Origin of the sequence: Halopiger aswanensis, from assembly GCF_003610195.1 — an archaeon.
Lineage (GTDB): Archaea > Halobacteriota > Halobacteria > Halobacteriales > Natrialbaceae > Halopiger > Halopiger aswanensis.
Map to the genome: position 1 here is coordinate 57,859 of NZ_RAPO01000005.1, position 22,358 is coordinate 80,216.

At 61.2% G+C, this 22,358-nt stretch carries 23 protein-coding genes and 1 pseudogene; 12 read left to right on the top strand and 12 right to left on the bottom strand.

Annotation, left to right across the window (positions count from 1 at the left end):
* Positions 1–80 precede the first annotated feature (80 nt).
* Positions 81–485: a helix-turn-helix domain-containing protein gene (locus tag ATJ93_RS20690; RefSeq protein ID WP_120246578.1), complete on the top strand. Its 405-nt coding sequence runs from the start codon at positions 81–83 to the stop codon at positions 483–485.
* Positions 486–985: 500 nt separating this feature from the next.
* On the opposite strand, the gene ATJ93_RS23280 is transcribed toward ATJ93_RS20690, so the two are convergent.
* A complete protein-coding gene (locus ATJ93_RS23280; protein WP_147376669.1) occupies positions 986–1,342 on the bottom strand; it encodes a hypothetical protein in 357 nt (118 codons plus the stop codon).
* A 412-nt stretch (positions 1,343–1,754) separates the two neighbouring features.
* Between ATJ93_RS23280 and ATJ93_RS20695 the strand changes: the two genes are divergently transcribed.
* Positions 1,755–2,687: a ZIP family metal transporter gene (locus tag ATJ93_RS20695; RefSeq protein WP_120246579.1), complete on the top strand. Its 933-nt coding sequence runs from the start codon at positions 1,755–1,757 to the stop codon at positions 2,685–2,687.
* A 414-nt stretch (positions 2,688–3,101) separates the two neighbouring features.
* Entirely contained in the window at positions 3,102–4,568 is a 1,467-nt protein-coding gene (locus tag ATJ93_RS20705) for a dihydrolipoyl dehydrogenase (protein WP_120246581.1), read from the top strand.
* An 80-nt stretch (positions 4,569–4,648) separates the two neighbouring features.
* Here the strand turns inward: ATJ93_RS20705 and ATJ93_RS20710 are convergent, their stop codons facing one another.
* Positions 4,649–5,017 carry a thioredoxin family protein gene (locus tag ATJ93_RS20710; protein WP_120246659.1) on the bottom strand — a complete coding sequence of 123 codons (369 nt, stop codon included), beginning with the start codon at positions 5,015–5,017 and terminating at the stop codon, positions 4,649–4,651.
* Positions 5,018–5,489: 472 nt separating this feature from the next.
* Between ATJ93_RS20710 and ATJ93_RS20715 the strand changes: the two genes are divergently transcribed.
* Complete coding sequence (locus ATJ93_RS20715; RefSeq protein WP_120246582.1) at positions 5,490–6,413, top strand: sulfite exporter TauE/SafE family protein; 924 nt, start codon at positions 5,490–5,492, stop codon at positions 6,411–6,413.
* 47 nt (positions 6,414–6,460) lie between these two features.
* Here the strand turns inward: ATJ93_RS20715 and ATJ93_RS20720 are convergent, their stop codons facing one another.
* From ATJ93_RS20720 to ATJ93_RS20750, 7 genes are all read right to left on the bottom strand, one after another.
* On the bottom strand, positions 6,461–7,144 hold the full coding sequence (locus ATJ93_RS20720; protein WP_120246583.1) for an SCO family protein: 684 nt from the start codon (positions 7,142–7,144) through the stop codon (positions 6,461–6,463).
* Between the two features lie 143 nt (positions 7,145–7,287).
* Complete coding sequence (locus tag ATJ93_RS20725; RefSeq protein WP_013881953.1) at positions 7,288–7,551, bottom strand: DUF7521 family protein; 264 nt, start codon at positions 7,549–7,551, stop codon at positions 7,288–7,290.
* A complete protein-coding gene (locus ATJ93_RS20730) occupies positions 7,551–7,910 on the bottom strand; it encodes an ArsR/SmtB family transcription factor (RefSeq protein WP_049895717.1) in 360 nt (119 codons plus the stop codon). Before ATJ93_RS20730 ends, ATJ93_RS20725 begins: the two co-directional genes overlap by 1 nt.
* A 96-nt stretch (positions 7,911–8,006) precedes the next feature.
* Positions 8,007–8,471 carry a response regulator gene (locus tag ATJ93_RS20735; RefSeq protein ID WP_120246584.1) on the bottom strand — a complete coding sequence of 155 codons (465 nt, stop codon included), beginning with the start codon at positions 8,469–8,471 and terminating at the stop codon, positions 8,007–8,009.
* Between the two features lie 91 nt (positions 8,472–8,562).
* On the bottom strand, positions 8,563–9,072 hold the full coding sequence (locus ATJ93_RS20740) for a hypothetical protein (protein ID WP_120246585.1): 510 nt from the start codon (positions 9,070–9,072) through the stop codon (positions 8,563–8,565).
* A complete protein-coding gene (locus tag ATJ93_RS20745) occupies positions 9,069–9,617 on the bottom strand; it encodes a hypothetical protein (protein WP_120246586.1) in 549 nt (182 codons plus the stop codon). The genes ATJ93_RS20740 and ATJ93_RS20745 overlap by 4 nt, the downstream gene beginning before the upstream one ends.
* Before the next feature lie 282 nt (positions 9,618–9,899).
* A complete protein-coding gene (locus tag ATJ93_RS20750; protein ID WP_120246587.1) occupies positions 9,900–11,726 on the bottom strand; it encodes a multicopper oxidase family protein in 1,827 nt (608 codons plus the stop codon).
* A gap of 386 nt (positions 11,727–12,112) precedes the next feature.
* Here ATJ93_RS20750 and ATJ93_RS20755 point away from each other — a divergent pair, with 386 nt between their 5' ends.
* The 3 genes and pseudogenes from ATJ93_RS20755 (at position 12,113) to ATJ93_RS20765 (ending at position 15,455) form a co-directional block, all read left to right on the top strand.
* The gene (locus ATJ93_RS20755) at positions 12,113–13,900 is read left to right on the top strand and encodes a bifunctional metallophosphatase/5'-nucleotidase (protein WP_120246588.1); all 1,788 of its coding nucleotides are present in this window, start codon (positions 12,113–12,115) and stop codon (positions 13,898–13,900) included.
* A 131-nt stretch (positions 13,901–14,031) separates the two neighbouring features.
* The gene (locus tag ATJ93_RS20760; protein WP_013881946.1) at positions 14,032–14,757 is read left to right on the top strand and encodes a DsbA family protein; all 726 of its coding nucleotides are present in this window, start codon (positions 14,032–14,034) and stop codon (positions 14,755–14,757) included.
* Between the two features lie 156 nt (positions 14,758–14,913).
* Positions 14,914–15,455 (top strand): annotated as a pseudogene (locus ATJ93_RS20765) (DUF2243 domain-containing protein).
* 42 nt (positions 15,456–15,497) lie between these two features.
* Here the strand turns inward: ATJ93_RS20765 and ATJ93_RS20770 are convergent.
* From ATJ93_RS20770 to ATJ93_RS20780, 3 genes are all read right to left on the bottom strand, one after another.
* A complete protein-coding gene (locus ATJ93_RS20770) occupies positions 15,498–17,153 on the bottom strand; it encodes a multicopper oxidase family protein (RefSeq protein WP_120246589.1) in 1,656 nt (551 codons plus the stop codon).
* Between the two features lie 134 nt (positions 17,154–17,287).
* Positions 17,288–17,848 (bottom strand): class I SAM-dependent methyltransferase, encoded by a 561-nt coding sequence (locus ATJ93_RS20775; RefSeq protein WP_120246590.1) that lies wholly within the window; start codon positions 17,846–17,848, stop codon positions 17,288–17,290.
* A gap of 2 nt (positions 17,849–17,850) precedes the next feature.
* The gene (locus ATJ93_RS20780) at positions 17,851–18,288 is read right to left on the bottom strand and encodes a DUF302 domain-containing protein (RefSeq protein WP_013881942.1); all 438 of its coding nucleotides are present in this window, start codon (positions 18,286–18,288) and stop codon (positions 17,851–17,853) included.
* Positions 18,289–18,405: 117 nt separating this feature from the next.
* Here ATJ93_RS20780 and ATJ93_RS20785 point away from each other — a divergent pair, with 117 nt between their 5' ends.
* The 5 genes from ATJ93_RS20785 to ATJ93_RS20805 all read left to right on the top strand — a co-directional run bounded on the left by ATJ93_RS20785 (position 18,406) and on the right by ATJ93_RS20805 (position 22,349).
* Positions 18,406–18,618: a hypothetical protein gene (locus ATJ93_RS20785; RefSeq protein WP_120246591.1), complete on the top strand. Its 213-nt coding sequence runs from the start codon at positions 18,406–18,408 to the stop codon at positions 18,616–18,618.
* A gap of 188 nt (positions 18,619–18,806) precedes the next feature.
* Positions 18,807–20,153, top strand: a complete 1,347-nt coding sequence (locus ATJ93_RS20790; RefSeq protein WP_120246592.1) for an FAD-dependent oxidoreductase — start codon at positions 18,807–18,809, stop codon at positions 20,151–20,153.
* Between the two features lie 16 nt (positions 20,154–20,169).
* Positions 20,170–21,474, top strand: a complete 1,305-nt coding sequence (locus ATJ93_RS20795; protein ID WP_120246660.1) for a M20 family metallopeptidase — start codon at positions 20,170–20,172, stop codon at positions 21,472–21,474.
* A gap of 25 nt (positions 21,475–21,499) precedes the next feature.
* Entirely contained in the window at positions 21,500–21,712 is a 213-nt protein-coding gene (locus ATJ93_RS20800) for a YgaP family membrane protein (protein ID WP_120246593.1), read from the top strand.
* A 7-nt stretch (positions 21,713–21,719) separates the two neighbouring features.
* Positions 21,720–22,349, top strand: coding sequence for a class I SAM-dependent methyltransferase (locus ATJ93_RS20805; protein WP_120246594.1), 630 nt, complete (start codon positions 21,720–21,722; stop codon positions 22,347–22,349).
* Positions 22,350–22,358 lie beyond the last annotated feature (9 nt).

Sequence of the window (22,358 nt, forward strand, 5' to 3'; positions counted from 1 at the left end):
CGCGCAATTCCGGCTCATCGAGATTGCACAATATCCACACAACCCTTATACCGGTGCGGCCCCTACCGTGAGATAGTAAAATGGCTAACTCAATGGCAGAGCAACTACAGCAGGATATGGAGTGTGAAGGGCTGCTAGAGTGCATCCACGGTCTCAAACAACTCGATAAGGACTGTTTCCGGGTAATGGTTGAAAGCGAAGAAGCGCTAACGATCGACGAAGTTGCCGAACAGGTCGACCGGGAGCGGTCGACCGCATACCGATCGATCCAGCGGTTGCTCAAGAGCGGTTTTATCCAGAAAGAGCAGATCAACTACGATCAGGGTGGCTACTACCACGTCTACTACCCCACAGACCCGACCCAGATCGCGAACGATATGCAGCGAAAGCTGAACGACTGGTACGCGAAAATGGGACAACTCATCCAGGAATTCGAGGACAAGTACGAACACGCCGAGGCCGACACCGAGATCCCCGCCCAGTAAACGGAATCGAACGGCAACGCTTTCAGTTCAATACGATGTTTATTGCCCCTGTCGTATTCTGATTTCTCGACCAGCGGCCTTGTTGAAACCCTCAGTCGGTGATGGGTTACAGAACCTGTGCTGAATACAGAGCGTGAGTTCAGCACGGAATGTGCACTTGTTCAAGGATGAATCGGCTGAAACAGCCGTTGGTATGTCTGCGTATTTACTACTTCACACCATTCAGGAAATCCATGCACAGCGAGTGCTTATTCTTGTAGGTTCGAGACTGCGCCATCCCACTTGATTTCATAGAGACGCTCAACAGTTCGCAAGGCTCTATCAGCGTTGGCAGTCCAATCATCTACTGATGAAACCGCTAAGCGAGTTGCTCGGTTATGGACTAACTCATTTCGGGCTTTTCTGACCTGATTCATATCTCCCTTGAGTCCGTCATCAATTGCTCCAGCTTTCGATAGCAGTTCTTGGCGCCGCTTCTGGCTCAGGTTTCTCTCAAATAACTAATCGGAAAAATTCTCTGAAGCATGGTCTGCTTTCAGGAGTTTGAGCTTAAGAATGTCAACAGATAGGTTTTCTATCACAGCATGAGATACAGTGAAGAATTCGAGTAACAGGACTCTCTCCTGTTGGGTAAGATAGGTCAATGATTCTCCGCCCTCGTCCCTCTCTTTCGCTTTTTCTAATTTTGGTATCAAAGTATCGTGGATTGTCTCCAGTTCCTCTTTCGGACCTTTGAGCGTATTCACTTTCTGAGGCACTAATTCATTCCTCTCGATCTTAAAATGCTCAATTGGTCTTAACACATCATCAAGATTGTCAGAAGGATATTTTCCTTCGTCAGGATCGCCATCATCCATACGAACTTAATCTTGTCTCCTTGTACTAAAGTGAAAGTGTCGATGACAATAACGTCATTTAACCTATCAAATTCATTCCTATCCAACAGGGGGTAGTGAAAACCTCGTTATCTATATCGAAGGCTTCACTGCCAATGTCCTTGAGTTACCTCCGTGCGGGACCTGCGCCCTCTATTCAGCACGCACCATCTGTCATCGGCTAAGGGTTTCAACAGAGCCCGATCAGCGGAAATCCAGCACCGGATTCCCAACAAGATGCTAAGGCTACTACCGATTTTGGTCCGTGCCGACGTCAAACCGTCTAAATTTGGTCCGACCAAGCGTGAGATCCGCCGCCCACGATGTTTTAGGTTACCCAAAATAAATTTCCTATTTTGAAAATTTACTTTGCTGTCGCTATCATACGTGGTGTATGGCAGTGACAGAAAATCTCACCATCGTATTCGTCGCGGGCCTCGTCACCGCCCTCGCAACGGGACTGGGGGCAGTCCCGTTCTTCTTCGTTGACGACTTTAGCGATCGATGGAACGTTGGTCTGTGGGTCGTCGCATCAGGGATCATGGTGACGGTATCCGTATTCGGACTCGCCGACGAAGGGCTCGCGTACGCCTCGAGCGGATTTCCGACGCTACTGTTCGGTGGAGTACTCGCGGGTGTCGTGCTGGTCGAAGTTTCCGATCGAGTCCTCGGTAGTGTCGATCTCAGTATGACGAATCACCACTCCGGAGACGAGCACCACGGAGACGAGTACGACGGAGAGGCGTCCGACCCTGCAGAAGTACGGGCGAATGGCATCAGTCACGGACACAGTTCCAATGACCCACCGCTCGAGGCCACAGTATTCGTCGAGGGCGACCTGAAGAAACTCGTGCTCATTCTCGGCATCCTCACGGTCCACAGCTTTCCCGAGGGCGTCGCAGTCGGCGTCTCGTTCGCCGAATTAGGACTGGAAGGAGGTCTCTCGATACTCGGGGTTTCGATCCCGCTGCTCGCAGTATTTATGACGATCGCCATTTCGATCCACAATATTCCGGAGGGGACCGCCATTGCCATCCCGATGCGGTCGATGGGGCTGTCTAACTGGCGGATGGTCGGCGCAGCGATCTTCTCGAGTCTCCCCCAGCCCATCGGCGCGGTGATCGCGTTCGTGTTCGTCTCGTGGGCCGAGACGTTCCTGCCCTTTGGCTTCGGATTCGCTGCTGGCGCGATGGTCTACCTTGTCGCGACGGAGTTCATCCCTGAAGCGCTAGAAACCGGAGCGGATCTTCCGAACCGCGGTCACCGCGAACTCCTCGTCGGATTCGGAGCCGGCGTCGTGGCGATGCTGCCCATCCTACTCGTGTGAGCTGTATCGCATGTACTGCGTTCTGCAGCGACGATACGCTCACTCAAGGAGCCGAAAGTCATCGCTCCCGCACGAACAAGTATCTCGTCCAATCGGATGAATCTGCCCGTCCTCAAGGATCCGTACTGCGTACGCTGCTCCGCAGTGTTCACAGATAGCCAATCCTCTGTTTTCTTCAGTCAGTTCCCTCACCCCAGGCATACCCATCAGTAACTGCATGTTTAAATCCTATATTGCTAATTTCGAAATTCAAATCTCGGCTATATTCTGAATTGAGGTCATTTTTGACTCGCATGAAAACACTACCGTTTGGCGTGATGAGGATATTATCTACAAATCAAATCTGGCGGATGCAAGGAGGTAAACGGGAAGGTGGGGACGTGTTTAATGACCTCAACCGTGGTCGATCAGTGCATGGATCAAAGCACTGCGGAGTTCGACTTTCTCGTAATCGGCTCAGGATCTGGACTCGACGTAGCGAGCGCCGCCGCAAGTCGCGGCCAGTCCGTTGCAGTCGTTGAGAAGGGGCCACTCGGCGGCACGTGTCTCAACCGTGGCTGTATTCCGTCGAAAAAACTGCTGTACCACGCCGAGGTGATGGAGACCGTCGAACGCGCCGACGAATTCGGCATTAACGCTGACGTGACCGATGTCGACTTCGCCGACATCGTTCGTGAGGTGAACGAGGACGTCTCGAGCAGTGCCGAGTCGATTCACCATGGGTTGCGAACTTCGAGTCAGCACACGCTACTCGAGGGCGAAGGCCGGTTCATAGACGACCGGACGATCGAAATCGTCGACGGACTCGACGCCGGAAAGCGCGCGCGAGCCGATACGGTCCTCGTGGCAGCGGGAACACGGCCGTTGATCCCCCCAATCGACGGAATTGAGGACGTCGACTACATCACCAGCCGAGAGGCGCTCCAGTTGGAGACGCCACCCGATCACCTCGTCATCGTCGGCGGCGGCTACATCGCGGCCGAACTCGCACACTTCTTCGGGACGTTCGGCAGCGACGTGTCGATCGTGGGCCGTCGCCCGCAACTCCTTCCAACGGCCGACGAGGACGTCGCGGCCGCATTCACCGAGCGCTACGCCGATCGGTTCGATGTCTACACGGGGTACGAGGCCGTTGCGGCCTCGCAAGGAGACGACGAGGTGACTATCGAAGCTCGAGCGTATCCGCCGGCATGGGACGATGCGGACGGACGCAACGACGTGGCCGTGACCGGCGACACGATACTCGTCGCGGCAGGCCGACGACCGAATTCCGACCGCCTGAACCTCGAGGCGACCGGCGTCGAGACCGACGAGCGCGGATTCATCGAGACCGACGCGTATCTGCGCACGACGGCCGACGGGATCTGGGCGCTGGGCGACATTGTCGGCGAGCACCTGCTGAAACACAACGCGAACCACGAGGCTCGAACCGTCGTTCGGAACCTATTCGGTGACGAACTCGAGGCGGTCGACTACACCGCGATGCCGTTCGCCGTCTTCGGCTCGCCGGAGGTTGCGGGCGTCGGGGCACGCGAACAAGACCTCCGCGACGCCGACAACGAGTACGCTACCGCGACTCACCGATACGAGGACACGGCCCGTGGCAAGGCGATGAAGACGGAAGGGTTCGTCAAGGTCCTCGTCGAGCCGAACGGCAAAATTCTGGGCTGTCACATCGTTGGCCCCGAGGCGTCGAACCTGATCGAGGAGGTCGTCGTCGCGATGAAAGCAGGGACGGGAACCGTCTGGGACATCCGCGAATCAGTGCATATCCATCCCGCGCTGTCGGAAGTAGTCGATCGGGCATTCTCCGGACGGTTCACTCGACGCGGCGCGGGCGCACACGAGCACGACCACGACCATCACCACGGGCACGAATGAGGAATGCAGCCGTCCGGCGGCGCGATCGGAGTGAGCAAGCGGCGGACCGAGGTCAGCGGATGTGGCTCTGGACGGGCGCGTTACTCGGCTGCGTGCGCCTCGAGCGCGTCCACGAGCGATTCGGCGGGCTGAAAACCATCATCGAAACGAGCGACTTCCTTGCCGTCTCGCAAGACGACGAGCGTCGGCACACTCTGAACGCCGAACTCGGCGGCAAGATCAGGAACGAGGCCGGCGTTCACCGTCGCCACGGCGCCTGGCGCGCTACGTGCGACAGTCCCGAGCACCGGCTCCATCGACGCACAGATGCCGCAACCGGACGTGACGAACTCGAGGAGGACGAGGTCGTGGTCCTCGAGTAGACTCTCGTACTCGGCGGCGTCATTCAAGGCTATGGGTTTTCGCAGTAACTGGCCGTCGGTTGGCTCCGAAGCGGTCGGTTCGGTCATCGTCATCAATACGGTTCGAGCGCATATGAGTGTTTTGCGTAGAAAACACAATACTATCTAATCACGTCGATCGACAATGACGGTGACGGGATACTGGGCACTCTCACAGAGGTATACCACGGTTTTGGGTTACGCCTGCACTGACCGATGAAGGCCGTCAACTGTACCGTGACTTTGACTAGTAATGCCGGTGACGAACCGCCGATAACCACGATCGAAGGGAAAAACGATACGAAAACAGCACTCACGGATCTCCGGATGATTCCGGACACTATTACTGCTATCTGTGACGCTCCGATGTTGTGATCTATGCCATATTATCCGCGATACACACCCTGAATCGTAATAATTCGTGTTTACCGCTGTCCCAAGACAGGAGGATTTTCGCCGACTTACATAAGGGAATACATCCGCCCTGTCAATGAAATTGAAACGGCGACGTCACGTCGTCTCCCTCCGCTTTCGAGCCAGTATGAGTGCCTCAGAATCCACAGTCGACATCGAACAGTTCGTCACGAATCTCTTTGCGTTCCGCTACCGCGAGATGACGATGGTCGTCGCGACGCTGGCCGTCCTCGTCGCCTCGATGGCGTTCTTCCCCGGGTTCGAGAACGTCGGGGACGGTATTCAGTCCGATCTCTCAGGCGGATTGCTCGCCGGGATCATCCTGGTCGCGATCGTCGCCGGCGCTGTCAAAGGGATGACCGGTTTCGGCTACTCGCTCATCATGACACCGATCGTCGCGTCCGTGATCGATCCGACGGTCGCCGTCGTCGTCCTAGCGATTCCGCCGTGGATGCTCAACATGTTCCAGATCGCCGAAACCGGAACGGGACGGGCGTTCGTTCGCGAGGAGTGGGCGCTCCTGTTGCTCGCCGTCGTTGGAACGGTCATCGGTGTCGCGGCGCTGGCGACGTTCAGCGCCGGCCCTGTCGTCGCGTTCGTGATCGGTCTCATTCTCCTCGGCTACGTCGCCTTCCAAGTCGCACAGAACTTCGTCACGGTTGAGGAAGCACACCATCCGTTTGCTCTCGGCACCGCCGGATTCTTCCAAGGTTTCTTGCTTGCGTTCGCGAATCTTGGGCCACTGCTCCCGGCGTACTTCCACACCTTCGAACGGGACACTGAGCGATACATCGGCGGCCTGTCGATGGTACTCGGGACGATCTTCACGGTTCGGATCGTCCAGATGGCGCTGTTCACTGATCTCCTGACGACCTACCGACTCTGGCTCGGCTCGGTGATCGCCGTCGTCACCATCGTCGGTCTGCTGCTCGGGACGTACCTCCGGCGCCTCGAGTTCGACGAGCGGACGTTCAACCGGTTCGTCGTCGGACTCCTGTTCGTCATCTCGCTCAATATCTTCCGGAACACCGTTCCGGCGCTGTTCCTCTAGAACGCCGATCGATGCCGAATTCCCGTCCGCGTTGGTACCGGTTTCAGCTACGACGTCGCTACCGCCTCGAAGTCGTCGACCAACTTCGACGTTGCAATCGTTGCCCCGTCTGGATATGCGCGTTCGACAAGTCCGCGCTCGTTGACGAGAAAAATGTAGGCAAAGTGCGGGAACATGTACTCGAGGTCGTCGTACTTCTCGGCGTCTCGCTTCTCGAGCGGGAGTCCGTACTGGTCGGCGACGATCGATTTTGCGTCTTCATAGCGTTCGGGCCGCAGGAAGTGCCAGTTTCCTGCCTCGAGGTCGACTCCCTGCTGATCGGCGTACGTTCGCAATACGTCCGCGGTATCGCGTTCGGGGTCAAACGTCATCGCGAGGAACGCAGCACTGTCACTGTATCCTTCCTCGGCCGCAACTTCCTGCGCACGTCGTAGCCGGAGTATCAGCGCAGGACAGACGCCGTCGGGACAGGACGTGTAGAAGAACGTCACCAGCATCGCTCGCTCACCCTCGTACTGATCGGTCGAAACGGTCTCACCGGTCAGGGGAGCCGGGACGCTCGCGGTTGGAAATTCGTCACCGTAGCTTGGATGCGTTGCCTCGCTCAAGTCGCGTTCCGGCGGCTCAAGGATCATGTCGCCGTCGCCCGCGATGGAGAGAGTGTCCAAACAGCCCGCAGTGGCGGCAACGCTCGAGGCAGCAATCGACCGGAGATACAACCGTCGGTTCATAGATCAGTCTTTTGGCGCCACGTCTAAATCCGAAGCGGCGATTCCGTGAGTCGGAAAATCGTATCCGACGTCGATACAGCCGGATGGTACCCGTCTTTGGAGTGCGCTACGTCGGTGAATAGGCCGTTCGGACGTCGCTTCGATCACTTCGTCAGCGACAGGAGCACGAGCAGCATCCCGCTCGAGACGATGACCGCCTGCACGAGGGCGGCGGACGCGATCGTTGTCCCGAACACGTGGTAGATGAGTCCCTCGCAGATCGCCCCTGCGCCGATGAAGACGAACCCGCCAGAGACGTACAGCATCGGCGTCTGCCCGCTCCGACGGTAGCCGTGGTACGCCAGGTACGCGACCACGAGGCTGAGGACGAGTGTGATCAGCTTGGCGAGCAGGAACGATGTCTCCATCAGTCCTCACCCCGGAGATCGCTCCAGAGAGACGTAAAGTTATCCGCGAGTTCGTCGCGCGTCTCCAGCGTCAGCGAGAGCTGCCCGTCGGAAATCTCGACGTGAAGTTCCTCGAGTGACGTTTCGAACTTGCTTCGGTGGGAGCCGTCAGCGTCGACAGTGTGGTGCTCCTCAACGAGTCCGCAGTCTTGCAGCCTCGATACCCGACGATAGATCGTCGTGAGTGACGCGTCGCACTCCTCGCTGAGCGTTTTCGCGGTCTTGGGCCCGTTATCTGCGGCGAGAAGTATCTTTCTGGCGTACTCGTCCGCGAGGATCTGGAAGATTTCCGCCGAATCCGAAGCGCCTCCGTGTTGCACACGATACATCCCGTCGTTCACCGGCAAATAGGCCACGATTTGCTGACTCAGCAAATCACCGCGACCGTCTTGTATTCGGATCTTGGATCATCGCGCCTACCGCGACTCTTCGTTCACTTCGGTTCTCGGCGGCAACCAGAGGGTGTCGAACCAGAACGCCTCGATCGCTCGAACGATGGTCACGAACGCATCTCGATCGGTCGGCTTTCCAACGAACGCGTTCGCGTTGTACGAGTACGCTTGTTCGATTACGTCGTCGTCAGTTCGGTGAGTAAAGACGAGTACGGGGATTCCGGTACACGCAGTCTCAGTATCGAATCGAGCGAGGAACGTTCGCCAGTCCATCTCCGGGAGGTCGATGTCGAAGACGACGAGATTCGGTCGAACGCAGTCAGGATCTTCTCCGCATTGTCGCAGCAAATTGATCGCTTCGCCTCCGCTAGACACTGTCGTGATGTCGTTCGCGATCGTCCGATCCTCGAGCGCCTCGAGAAAAAGCTGCGCGTCATCAGGATTCGAATCGATAAGCAGCGGGTGCGGACGTGGTTGATTCGATATCATTCTGCGGTATACACGGTATACGGACTTTGTGGAATGATGGGTTCGGTGGGCAATAGCGTTATCGCCTCGATTGGTATCTAAGTAACATACATTACGAGAGACAGGTCTGACACGACCGGCTATGGCGGACGTAGATTAGTCCCACTAGCAACGTTACCGAGAGAGCGCCGAGAAGCGGCCGCAACGGATCGAAGTACGTCATGAGTGCGGACGAACTGAACAGAGCGAGCAGGACGACATTACAGATTGGACAGCCGACGGCCAAGAATCCGCCGACGAGACCCCCGAATGCCAACCGGTCCTCTCCGATCACGCTGTTATTCTCGCTCTCGTCGACATCCTCGGCGGTTGGGGAATCGGCGTCGGCAGTAGTGATCTCAGTCGCCGACCGCTGTGCGACGTAGATGCCTGCCAGCAGCGCTGTCAGCGACAGGAACAAGTAATCAATTGGCGTCCGCGGGACCATCCGAACGTACAGCGGGTTCGGAATCAAGCCGGTAACGAGCCCGAACAGCAGGAACACGCCTATTCCAGCAACCACCCCGTACGCCATCGCCCGTCGATCGGCCAGGATCGGCCGGACGAATTCGGTCCCTTTCATTTCGCGCCCTCCGCTGCGATCGCACATCGTTCGGGATGCCCCATCCGTCCGAGGAAGAACACCAACAGCACGAGGCCGCCGATGCGAAGCAAAGCGCCGTCGTACGGCAGCGCTGCGAGGCCGCCGGCGAACCCGAGGAAGCCGAGGAGACCGGCGCCACAACTCGCACAGCCCGACGCGAGGAGCCCGGGAACGACCCCGGAGAGGTCAGTGAGACTCGAGAGGCCGATGAACCGGAGCTGAGCGGCGGCGTTGACGACTGCGACACCGGAGAGCAGAGCGTAGAGGACAATGATTCCGAGTCCGGTCCAGCCGTCGGTGCGGTACACCGTCTCCGTGAGCGAGACGACGACGTACTCGAACCAGTGGAGACCGTCGCCAAGCATCTGGAGCGAGAATCCCGGCATCGTACTCACGATCAGGAGGACGTATATGGCGACCGTCACGAGCACCAGTCCGATCGTCCCTCGCCACGTCTCGAACGGGTACGAGGCCGCTTCAAAGAGGTTCATCAGATACCCCTTGAACGAGTCGCGAGTAAACATTCGGTCGAATTGATGCGGGGACGACTCAAATCACCGGCTCCGATTTGCTAGCTCAGCAAAACGCGATCGGCATATCTACGCGATAATGACGAAGACAGCACGGTCACTTCCGGTCGATGAGATCCGAACGTGACACAGACGATAGTCAGTCTCGACGGCGACTAGATGCTCGAAGCCTGACCCGTAGCCATCGCGGACGGACAAACACGAATACCACCTCGAGCGAATCGCCGACGCGTAGCGTCGTCCTGGAGTAGTCTATTTCTGGACCAATACTCGTCGTCAGCCGTCAGTATCGTCCTCAGTATCGTCGTCACCGTTCGAGACTACCCGGAACGGGCGCATCATGTCATAATCTTCGTGCTCGATCATGTGGCAATGCCACATGTACTCGCCCGTCTGGTCGTTGAACAGCCCCTCGTACTCTCCGAAGTGGACGAGGACGTGAACTACTTCCCCGGGGTCGACGGTGACCACGTCATTCCAGCCCAGTTCGTACGGCTGGGGCGACTCGAGCGAATCTGGATTGACGCCGTCCGTCTCCGAATCGTAGTCGCTCAGCGGCTCCCGGCCCAGTACATGGAAGTGGACGAGGTGAAGGTGCATCGGGTGAGACATGGCGGTGTTGTTGGCGAGGCTCCAGATTTCGGTCGTCCCGAGCTCCGGTTCCTCGGTGACGGGGTCGTCGAGCGCGTACCCCAACGGCTGATCCCGGTTCCCGAGGAGGTGTTTCATCCGTCCGTACTCGTCGCTTCCCGGGGCCAGCGTGAGGTGTCGGTGTCGATCGACCGACTCGATCGGCAGATCGGGGACATCGGTCAACGCGTCGGGTAGCGTCTCGAACTCCTCGCCAGTCTTCGAATCCGCGACGTCGACGAGCATGATTTCCGGAAGCGGCTTCGTCTCGTCGCTGTCCTTGAGAGAGCCGCGGTACAGCGACGGCGCGTCGTTGTGGAGAAGCACCGTCTCCCCTGCGTAGTCTGAGAAGTCGACGACGACGTCGGCACGCTGTCCTGGACCGATCTCGAGGCGGTCGTCGAGTTCGACCGGTTCCGAGAGGAGACCGCCGTCGTTCCCGATTTGGACGAACGACGGGCCGTCGCTGCCAGTCTCGGCTGACGACTCGTCGTACTCGAGTAACTTAAGGTTGTAGTAGCGGCTGTTGGACCCGTTGAGCAGCCGGAACCGATACGATCTCGGATCGACGGAGAGCCGGGGCCAGGCCTTTCCGTTGACGACCGGTACGTCTCCGTAGAACTCCGGAACAATGCTCGGTTCGGGATAGGAATCGTCACCGCCTCGGTCCTCCGAAACGGCCGACGGATAGAACAACGACCCGTCCTCGTTGATGCTCCGGTCCTGCAGCACGAGCGGAACCTCATACTCGCCGTCGGGCAGCCCGAGGTTCCGCTCGCGGTCGTTCCGGAGGAGATAGAACCCCGCAAGACCGGCGTAGACGTTCAAGCGCGTGATACCGACCGCATGGTCGTGATACCATAAAGTCGCCGGCGGCTGATCGTTGACATAGTAGTAGTCCTTTTTTGCGAAGCTGGGGCCTGTCTTCGCGAAGTCGCGAGTGAACCACGCCTGCGCGTGGCCGTCGCTCCCGGCTTCGACGTTCCCGCCGTGGAGGTGCGTGACGGTTCGCACGCCGTCGATGTCATACGGAATCATCTCCTCGTGAACCGTCGTATCGACGGGGAGGAGGTGTTCGTCCGGTAAGTCGTTCTGCCAGCGCACGTAGATCGGCTCGCCCTGTTCGGCTTCGATGGTCGGGCCAGGGAACTGCCCGCCGTATCCCCAGACGGTGGTCGGCGGGAGGTCGCTGTGGAGTTCCTGTTCGACCTCGCTCATCTCGATCTCGTAATAGGGCTGGCCGTCCTTCGTCCCGATCGGCTCCGCGACGCCCGGACGCGGTACCTCGTCGACCCACTTTTCAAGGTCCGGCGACGAGTGGGCGGCGACGGTCGTCGCGCTCGTCGTCTCGGTATCGGACGGCGCGTTATCCGTCGCACAGCCCGCGAGGGCCGAGACTCCCGAAACACCGGCTGCCAGGAGGAGCTTTCGCCGCGAGACACTCGATCGGGCCAGTTCAGTACGCTCGTTCACAGGCGACCATATGAACGCCCGTCGAATAGGGGGTCAGCCGATTCCTACCGGATGGGAACCGAGACGAGACGTTTGCGACCAGACCCCTATCGTGCCGGCAAGATAGATCAATATCGTCGACCGGCCGTCGTGGATCGAATGCTCAACGGCTCGCAAACCGACGGCGACCGACTAGCCGATCGCTACCAGCCGTCGTAGCATCTCTTTGACGCTTGGAATTCGGCGGTTCACGTGTACTGTATTGTGCTTCGCCGACGCAGCTATCGCGATTGGCGATGTCGAGCGGCTACTCGAGAATCGTACTCAAAAGCGATGATCGACGGCGGGGCGAATAATGCAGGGTAACGACTTGAGCGCCCGCTCGCGTACGACCCGGTAGAATCAGCATGGACCTCGATCCGGAGTACATCGGTGCGTGGAAGCGACTCGACGGATCGGACAGAGCCGATCCAGACGGAGGGGCCGACCTCGTCTGTCTCCACGTCAGCGACCTGCACGGCCAGCTCGGTCCCGAGCACCACGTCTACTACGACAATCCCGAATCGCACCCCGACTTCGACTTCGGCGACGATGATCGGATCCTCCGGCGCGGCGGCGGAATCGCGCTGCTGGCAGCGAAACTCGAGGAGATTCGCTCGGCCGCCGACGAGACGCTCACGCTGATGAGCGGCGACACGTTCCACGGGAGCGCCGAGACGACGTACACGGAGGGCAGCGCCATGCTCGAGCCGGTGAACGCGCACATCGAGCCCAACGTGTATGTCCCCGGAAACTGGGACTTCGGAAACGAGGGCGCCGAGGACGGCAGCCTCCAGGAACTGATGGGTGAACTCGAGGCGCAGGTACTGGCGAACAATCTCTACGAAGCGGATGCCGACGAGTTACTGTTCGATCCCTACATGGTCGAGCGCGTGGGTGGCCTTGATATTGGCGTCGTCGGGATGACGAACGTCTACATCGATCGGATGGCGCCGGCGTTCCACGAGGGGAAGTACCGATTCGGGAAACATCCTACGCTGCTCGAGGAAGCCGCTCGAAACGCGCGCGACGACGGCGCCGACGTCGTTCTCGCGGTCACCGAGATCGGCCTCCAGTGGGCAGTGCAAGCGGCGAAAGACCTCGAGGATATCGACGTCCTGTTCAGCGCACACACCCACGAGTACACCCACGATCCGATTCTGATCGACGAGACGGAGACGCTGGTCGTCGAGTCGGGGACCGGCGACGGACTGGGACGCGTAGACCTCCGCATCGACGATGACGGCATTGCGTTCCGCCACGTCCTCTACTGTCTCGCCGAAGACCACGAGTACACGCCCGATCCCGATCCGGCGGCCGAACGGACGGTCGAGCGCGTTCGGTCACCGTTCTTCGGCGACGGCGTCAGCTTCGATCGAGGAGACGGCACCCTTAAGCGGCCGCTGGATACGGTCGTCGGTCGAACGGAAACGTCGCTCGACCGCCAGTCGTTCCTCGAGAGCGGGTGGAACGTCCTGTTCGCCGACGCACTGCGGGAGTACTTCGGGACCGAACTGGCGGTCACTCACGGCTTCCGCTACGGACCGGCGATTCCCGCGGGCGAAATCACGCTCGAGCACCTGTACCGAGCGTTCCCGATGACCGCACCGGTAGCCCGCGGCGAAGCGTACGGGCAGCAACTGCTGAATCACATGGAAGCCTTCCTCGAGGACAACTTTACGCCGTACGTCTACGAGCAGGAGGACGGCCGGGTTCGGAACTACTCGTCGAACGTGGAGGCGGTCGTCGATCCGACTGCGAAACGCGAGCGCCGGCTCGTCGATCTCGTCGTCGACGGGGAGTCGGTCGATCCCGAAGCGCGCTACTCGATCGCGACGTTCACCCGACCCGGCGATCCCGAACGGGATCTCGGGAACTGCGGCTTCCCCTTCCGGGACGTCCGCGTCGAGGACGGCGTCGTTCCGGTCGACGTCATCGTCGACTACCTCGAGGATCACTCGCCGATCAAGTACGGAGAGACGGAACTCGTCCGGACGCCTGACGACGGCGGTCACGTCCAGAATACGCCCGCCGACGGCCCCTACCCGTACGTCCAACCCGGAGTCGATTATGCCGGCGGTGAGAAGTACTGCGAAACGCGACTGATCCCCACTATCACTCGCTTCCCCGATGCTGGTCGAAATCCGTTTCGATAGCAACACCGTGTTCTCGGCGACTGTGTAGCACGGACGTCGCTACCGCCTCACGGATCGATACCGATTTGCTGACCCAGCAAATCGCCGGTTCCGTTACGGACGCGGGCCGGAAACGATCCCAGCAACAACCGATGTCGCTCGATCAACCATCCCGCCGTGCCTTCCTCGCCGGCTCAGTCGTAACCGTCGGCGCCGGCGGCGCCTACTATCTCACGGGATCCGACGAGACTGCACACGACATTTCCCCCTCGCTCCATTCGAGCGATGAGACGTCCGCACTGGGTATCGATCTCGCCAGAAAGCCGATCGTCGGCTCGCCCGACGCGCCGCTCGAACTCTACTACTGGACTGACTTCCAATGTCCGTTCTGCGAGCAATTCGAACGAGAGACGTTTCCGGATCTCGTTCGGAAGTACGTCGAGACCGGCGACGTTCGCGTCGTGGTGATCACGATTCCGTACTTCGGCGCGGACTCGATGACAGCCGCGGTGGCGAGCAAGTGTGTCTGGGAGCAGGTCCGCGACGACGAGCCGTCCGCCTACTGGGACTGGCACGCGGCGGTCTTCGAGCAGCAGGGCGAGAAGAATTCGGGCTGGGCGTCCGCTGAGAACCTCCTCAAGTACACCCGCTCCGTTTCCGGCGTCGACGCGGACGCGCTCGAGCCATGTCTCGCTGATCGACGGTCGGAACTCGAGAGTGAGATAAACGCGGATGTGGACCGAGCACGTTCGATCGGCGTGACTGGGACGCCGACGTTCGTCGTCTTTGATCCGGAAACCGAAACTGCCGGCTCGCTCGTCGGCGCACAGCCGCTGGAACGGTTCGACGAGGCGATCGATCGGATCGAGGACGCGTAACTGCACGGGTGTCTCGAGGCTGCCCGGACTGCGAATGAGATGGTCTGCTGGACCGGCACGGAGCGACGATCCCGATCGTCGGCAGCGACGGCCCCGTCGGACGGCGCTTGCAGCAGACAGCAGTGTGCACTTTTTTCACAACCACGAACATCAGATATGGCCAGCAACGGTAGCGCGTGGTTCGGGTTACACGAGCGAGTGAAACCGCTCGTTCGGGCGGGTATCGTCCTCGGGATCGGACTGGGCGGGTTCTTCGACGGAATCGTCCTCCACCAGCTCCTTCAGTGGCACCACATGCTGTCGGCCCAGACAGATCCGACGGTCCTCGCGGACCTGCGCTTGAACGTGGTCGCCGACGGCCTCTTCCACGTCGGCACCTACCTCTTCACGATCGCGGGGATCGTCCTCCTACTTCGCGCGTGGCAACGGTCGGACGTTCCGCCGTCGGGACGAGCGCTCCTCGGGTCAACGATCATCGGCTGGGGCGTCTTCAACCTCCTCGAGGGGCTCGTGAACCACCAGCTCCTCGGGATCCACCACGTCTGGCCGGAGGGACCGGGAGCGTCCTCCTCTGGGACGTCGTCTTCCTCCTCTCGGGCGCGGTCTTCATCGTCGGCGGGTACGCCGTGATCCGGCTCGACGGACGGTCAGTTGAGGGCGATCGAGACGAGCGCGCGACGGACGACCGCCCGACGTGATCGTGGTCCGGATCACACTCTCGATCTCGCCGGCGGGCCCGCTCACTCGTATTCGAACACGCGAGCCATCCCCCGCTCGAGGTGGTAGACGTTGTGGCAGTGAAAGAGCCAGTCGCCGGGGTTGTCCGCGCGGAAGTCGAACGTCACCTGATCGCCGTGCGGTTCGACGAGGACGGTATCCTTGACCGCGTCGCCGACCTGAAAGAAGTGGCCGTGGAGGTGCATCGGGTGGATCGCCGGACTGCGGTTTACCATCCGCACGCGGACGTGGTCGCCCTCGCTGATCTCGAGGGAATCAGCGTCTGGGTACGTCTCGCCGTCGATGGTCCATGCATCCGAGTCTGCACCGCTCATCATCCCGCCTGAGAGGGTAAAATCGAACGTCCGATCCGGCTCCCCGTCTACGTCCAGCGGCTCGAGCGCCTGGAGGGCGCCGTACTCGAGTTCGTTGCCGTCGAACTGCGGCTGGTCGGCAGAGCCGGCGTCGGACGCGTCCGCGTAGCGCAGCCTCGCCTCCGCGGGGTCCTCCTCGCCGACGACGGGTTCCCCAACGACGGCCCATTCGCCGGGGGAGTCGGCCTCGAGGATCGCGTCGTAGCGCTCGCCCATGCTCATCATGAACGAGTCCACCTCGACGGGTTCGACCGGTCGGCCGTCGGCGTGCGTGATTGTCAGCGAGTGGCCGCCGACGCCGACGCGATAGGTTGTGGCGCTGCTCGGGTTAATAAATCGCAGTCGGACACGCTCGCCTTCTCCGACCTCGAAGACAGGCGGATCCGAGGGGAGGCGACCGTTAACGAGCAGTCCCTCGTACGGCGGTCGCTGATTCATCATCTGACTGCCGGGCCCCGTACCGTCGCTATCTCCGCCTGGTCCACCACCGGGGCCCATCCCGTCACCTCCTCCCTGACCGTCGCCACCGCCGGGACCCATGCCGTCGCCGTTTCTACCCGGTCCGCCACCAGGTCCCATTCCGTTGCCGTCGCCGCCAGGTCCCATTCCGTTGCCGTCGCCGCCAGGTCCCATTCCGTTGCCGTCGCCACCGGGGCCACGACCGTCGCCTGAACCACCACCCTCACCGGCGGGACCCATCCCGTCACCGCCTCCCGGCGGAGCTTCGATCGAATCTAGCGCCGGCTCCTCCGGGAGATAATCGTCGAACTGTAGCGTGTACTCGCGATCGTACTCGACATGCGGAGACTCCTCCTCGACGATCAGGGGGCCATAGAGCCCCCTGTCCAGTTGCAATCCGACGTGACTGTGGTAGACGTACGTCCCCGCTGGCGACGCCTCGTACTCGTACTCGAACGTCTCGTCTGACAAAACGGGCTCTTGCGTGACGTCCGGAACGCCGTCCATCGGGTTCGGCACGGGGACGCCGTGCCAGTGGACCGTCGTCCCCTCGGGCAACCCGTTCTCGAGCGAGACGCGGAGCGTCTCTCCCTCGCTCACCCGGATCTCCGGCCCAGGGAACTGCTCCGCGTACAGCCACGTCTCGAGGCTCTCGTCCGCGCCGACGTCGACTTCCCCGCTTGAGGCGACCAGCGTTTCTTCCTGTGTACCGCCGTCGTCCTCCTGAGCAGGATGCTCGACGGTCGCCGATCCGATTCCGCTCGATAGTCCCGTGATCCCGAACAGCGTCGCGCCGCCGACGCGCAGTGCCTGCCGTCGCGGGACGGTTCGATCGTTCTCGTCCATCACAGAATCGCCCACGACTGCCAGGAAAAAGGAGGGGGCATGACAGTGCGTGCAGATCTCGACCCGTGTCCGAGAGACGTGATCTCGAGACCTGCCGGAGACCGCGACCGCGTTCGAACAGGCCGTACGCGAGCTCACTCGAGCGCTGCGATGAGCAGGAACGTCTCGGGGCGAACGGCCTCGTGCTCGATGGCGAATCCGGCATCGCGGAGGGCCTCTGTCGCTTCGTCGGCGCTATAGCGCTCGTCGACTGGCGGCCCATCCTCGCCGGAGCCGGTCGCCGCCCAGTCGACGATCACGAGTCGGCCGTCCGGAGCGAGGACCCGCCGGATCTCGGCAATCGCCTCGTCGCTCGCGAACTCGTGGTAGGTCATCGTCGAGAACGCGGCGTCGACGTCGCCGTCGTCGAACGGCAGGTCACTCACGTCGCTGGTCACGAGGTCGACGTTCTCCGGGACGCCCTTCTCCCGGTAGTACTCGTGCATCTCCTCCTGAACGTCGACTGCATAGACTGCGCCGGCACGGGGCGCAACGTCGTCGGTGAAGAAGCCGGTCCCGCTACCGAGGTCGGCAACGGTGTCGTCCGGTGAGAGCGACAGCGCCCACAGCAGTTCCTCGGCCGATACGAACCGGTATCGCCGTCCCGCTTCCTCTAACTTGTCCGCTCGCTCGGCATCGAACGTGTGGTATCCCATGGTTACAGTTCCTCGAAGGCTTTATCGACAAGTTCGCCGGTCTCGGCGACGATCTCCGCCATCTCCTCGTCGTCAGGAGCCATCCCGACGAGTCGCGCGATCCGCATGATCGAGACGTGGTAGACGCGCTGTCGACCCGGCTCTTCCTCCCAGATGACGACGTTACACGGGAACAGCGCGCCGAGTTTCCCGTCGGTGACCTCGAGTGCACGGTCGGCCACCGCGGGGTTACACGCGCCGAGGACGTAGTAGGGGTCGCGGTCGGCATCGACCTTTTCGTTGAGCAGTTCCGAGGGCGAAAACTCGACCGGAACGCCGAAGCCGGCATCAGTGAACACCTCGCGGACGTGTTCAATCGCCTCCTCGTGGTCCATCTCGAGGACGGTCTGCGTTTGGCCAATATCGTCCGGGTCTATCTGTGTGGGATCAATAGGAAGCATCGTTCGTGTAGAGTATTGGGTCGAATACGAAAGTCGTTTCCGAATTTCGACGTCGCCGTTTCGCCGGTTCGGAAAATCGACCAAACGCATATTCGTCTTACTTGCGGAGATTTACCTATGGATTCGGACGCTGCTTCCCGACGGACGCTTCTCGGCGTCGCAGGGGTGGCGAGCCTCTGTTGTGTCGGACCCGGCGCCGCTGCCGTTACCGGTGCCACCACCGTCGGGCTGGTTGCTGGGCTCGTACAGGGGCTCGTCGTGTTCGTCGTACTTGGTGCCGTCGCGCTGCTGTTCCGACGACGGTCCGACTGCTCGTCCTGTGATACGTAACCACCTTCGTCGACCGAAACCGTAACTGCTTGCTTCATCACTCCGTACGGCTGCCGCATCGATTCTGGAACCAGTTCAAGTGACGGCCGCTAGCAACCAGCAACCCAAGGAACCCTAACTGGACTATGATTTCATAGTATTGGGAATTTCTAGAAATACTTTAGTCGTTGCCGTCTTAACGTCAACATATGAGCGACACGTTCGTCGTCGTCGGCGGTGACGCCGCGGGAATGAGCGCCGCGAGCAAGGCGAAACGAGAGGATCCGAGCTGCGACGTGATCGTCTTCGAGAAGGGCAAGTGGGTTTCCTACGCCGCTTGCGGGATGCCTTATTACGTCAAAGGTGAGGTCGACGAACTGGACGATCTCGTGGCCGTAACGCCCGAGGAGTTCCGGGAGGAACGCGACATCGACCTACGTACGGCCGCAGAAGTTGTCGACATCGACCGCGAGGCGAGGACGGTGACAGTCGAGACGAGCAAGGGAACCGAAGAACAGCCTTACGACGACCTGCTCATTGCGACCGGGGCGAGCGCGATCGAACCGCCCTTCGATGGGCTCGGCCACGAGGGCGTGTTCACCATCCACGACATGGACGAGGCCGACGCCATCGAGGACTACGTCACCGGGCGCGACCCCGAGACCGCCGCGATCGTCGGCGGAGGCTACGTCGGCATCGAGATGGCCGAGGCGCTGTCGACCCGCGGCGTCGACGTCCACCTCTACGAGATGCTGCCCCACGTCCTCCAGCCGTTCGGCGAAGCCGTCGCCGAAGTCGTCGAAGACCACCTCCGCGAACAAGGCGTCGACCTACACCTCGAGACCGCCGTGTCGGGATTCGGCGGCGACGATCGGGTCGGGACCGTCGAACTAGAGGACGAGACTGTCCCCGCGGACGTTGCGATCGTCGGCGTCGGTGTGGCGCCGAACACCGACCTCGCCGAGCGCGCAGGCATCGAACTCGGACCGACCGGCGCGATCGCGACCGACGAGTACGGGCGCACGAACGACAGGCACGTCTACGCGGCGGGTGACTGCGCCGAGGCAACCAACGTCGTGACCGGCGAACCGGATCACGTTCCGCTGGCGCTGACCGCCAACCGCGCGGGCCGGGCGATCGGACAGACCGTCACCGGCGATCCCACGCCGACCGGCGGCACCGCCGGCACTGCGATTGTGAAGGCGTTCGACCTCGGGGCCGCTCGGACAGGGATCGTCGACGAGGATCAGGCACGCAAGGCTGGATTCGATCCCGTTTCCGTGACGATTTCGGCGTCGACGCGCGCTCACTACTACCCCGACGGCGCGGAACTCACCGTTACGCTGGTCGCCGACCGCGAGAGCGGCAGGCTGCTCGGCGGCACCGTCGTCGGTCGCGAGGGTACAAAACGTATCGACACGGTCGCGACGGCGCTGACGAGCGGAATGACTGTCTCCGAACTGCAGAACACAGACTTGGCGTACGCGCCGCCCTTCAGCCCCGTCTGGGATCCGATCCTCACGGCCGCGAAGGTTCTCAACGGAAAACTCGAGTGACGAGCCGATGACGACGATGACAGACAACTCCGGCGAGCTTGAGGCCTACATCGCCGACCACCGCGCGGACCTGATCGACCTCACGCTCGAGTTGCTGGCGGTCCACACGACGAATCCGCCCGGCGATACGCGCGAGATCGTTTCGCTGCTCGAGGAGTACCTGTCGGGGCTTCCGGTCGAGGTCGAGCGCTTCGCGGTCGATCCGGCGAAGCCGAACCTGCTCGTGACGCTGCCGGGCGCGAGCAATCGAACGCTACTGTACAACGGTCACCTCGATACGGTACCCTTCGACGCCGACACGTGGTCGTACGATCCGCTCGGCGAGCGCGTCGACGACCGAATCTACGGGCGCGGTGCGACCGATATGAAGGGTGCGATCGCCGCGATGCTGTTCGCGATCCGCGCGTTCGCCGAAACCGACACCGAACCGCCTGTCGACCTGGCGTTCGCGTTCGTCAGCGACGAGGAGGTCGGCGGCGAGGCAGGGCTTCCCGCGTTGCTCGAGGCCGACCGACTCGACGCCGACGCCTGCGTCATCGGCGAGCCGACCTGCGAGAGCGACCGCCACTCGGTGACGGTCGCCGATCGGGGCAGCATCTGGCTGACGCTCGAGGCGACAGGTGAGGCCGCACACGGCTCGCGGCCCGTGCTCGGCGAGAACGCCATCGACCGGCTCTACGACGCGGTCGGGATGCTGCGGGAACGATTCGGTACGCGGCGGCTCGAACTCGAACCGACACTCGAGCCGATCGTCGACGAATCGATCGCGTTCTACGAGCCGACGATGGGTGCCGAGACCGCCCGTGAACTGTTCGAGACGCCGACGATCAACCTCGGCGTTCTCGAAGGTGGGGACGCGATCAACAGCGTCCCCCAGTCCGCCTGGGCGGAGATCGATATTCGATTGACCGCTGGCGTCCGGACACCCGACGTCCTCTCAGAGATTCGGGAGTGCGTCGTCGACTGCGAAGGAATCACGGTTGCCGATGTCTCATGGAGCGTCGGCACCGCCGAACCGATCGACAGTCCGCTCGTCGAGGCCGTCGCCTCGAGCGCCGAAGCAACGACCAGCGAACGGGTGTACCGCCGGAGCGCGACCGGCGGTGGCGACGCGAAGAGACTTCGTAACGCCGGCATCTCGACGGTGGAGTTCGCGCTCGGGACGGATACCGTCCACGCGGTCGATGAGTACACGACCGTCGATGCACTCATCGGGAACGCAACGGTGTACGTGCGTCTGCCCGAAGTATGGACGTCTGCAGTTGACGAGACGAACCTGTCCGATCCCCGTGCCTCAGCGTGGGATTCGGGAAACGCTTAACCCACGATAGTTCTTATTTGTGGGTATGGAGCACAATATTGGATGGAAAGATCAGATCGCCCGCACGGTCGGCGGTGCGGGACTGGCTGCCGTCGGCATTGCAGCGCTCAGCGGCGCGCTTGATGTCGGAACAACGCTCAGTGCCGTCGCGCTGTCGATTGGGGGCATCCTCCTCGGGACGGCGCTGACTCAAACCTGCCTCCTGTACCGAATTCTGGGATTCGATGCTGCCGCGTGACCAAACCATGGATACAGAACGATTCCAGAACACGGGACAGCCCGATTGGGACTGGTGGGGAAGACTGTGGCCGACGCCGGGGGCGACACTCAGCCGCCTGGGAGTCACCCCTGATCAGACGGTCGCGGAGGTCGCCTGCGGGAACGGCTACTTCGCGCTCCCCGCGGCCCAGATCACGAATCCCAACCCAGTCTACGCGCTCGATCTTGAGGAATCTCTACTCGAGGAGTGTACCCACCTCGCCGAACGACAAGAGATAGAGAACGTAGTCCCCATTCACGGCGACGCGCGACGGATGTCTCAGTTGCTCCCGGAGCGAGTCGACGTCGTCCTGGTCGCGAACACGTTCCACGGCGTCGATGACAGACGGGCGTTCGTCGAAGAGGCAGCAGAATCACTCCGACCAGGCGGGCGATTCGTCGTCGTCAACTGGTACGATCGGCCGCGCGAGACGACCACCGTCGCGGGCGAGCCGCGGGGGCCGCCGACCGACCTGCGGTTGTCGCCCGACGACGCAGCGGCCGCCGTGCTAGAGTGCGAGACGTTTACCCTCGAAAAACAGATCGAACTTCCGCCCTATCACTACGGGATGCTATTCGAACGGACGGCAGGTGAGTCGACAACCGGGGGCCGGTGACTGGTATCC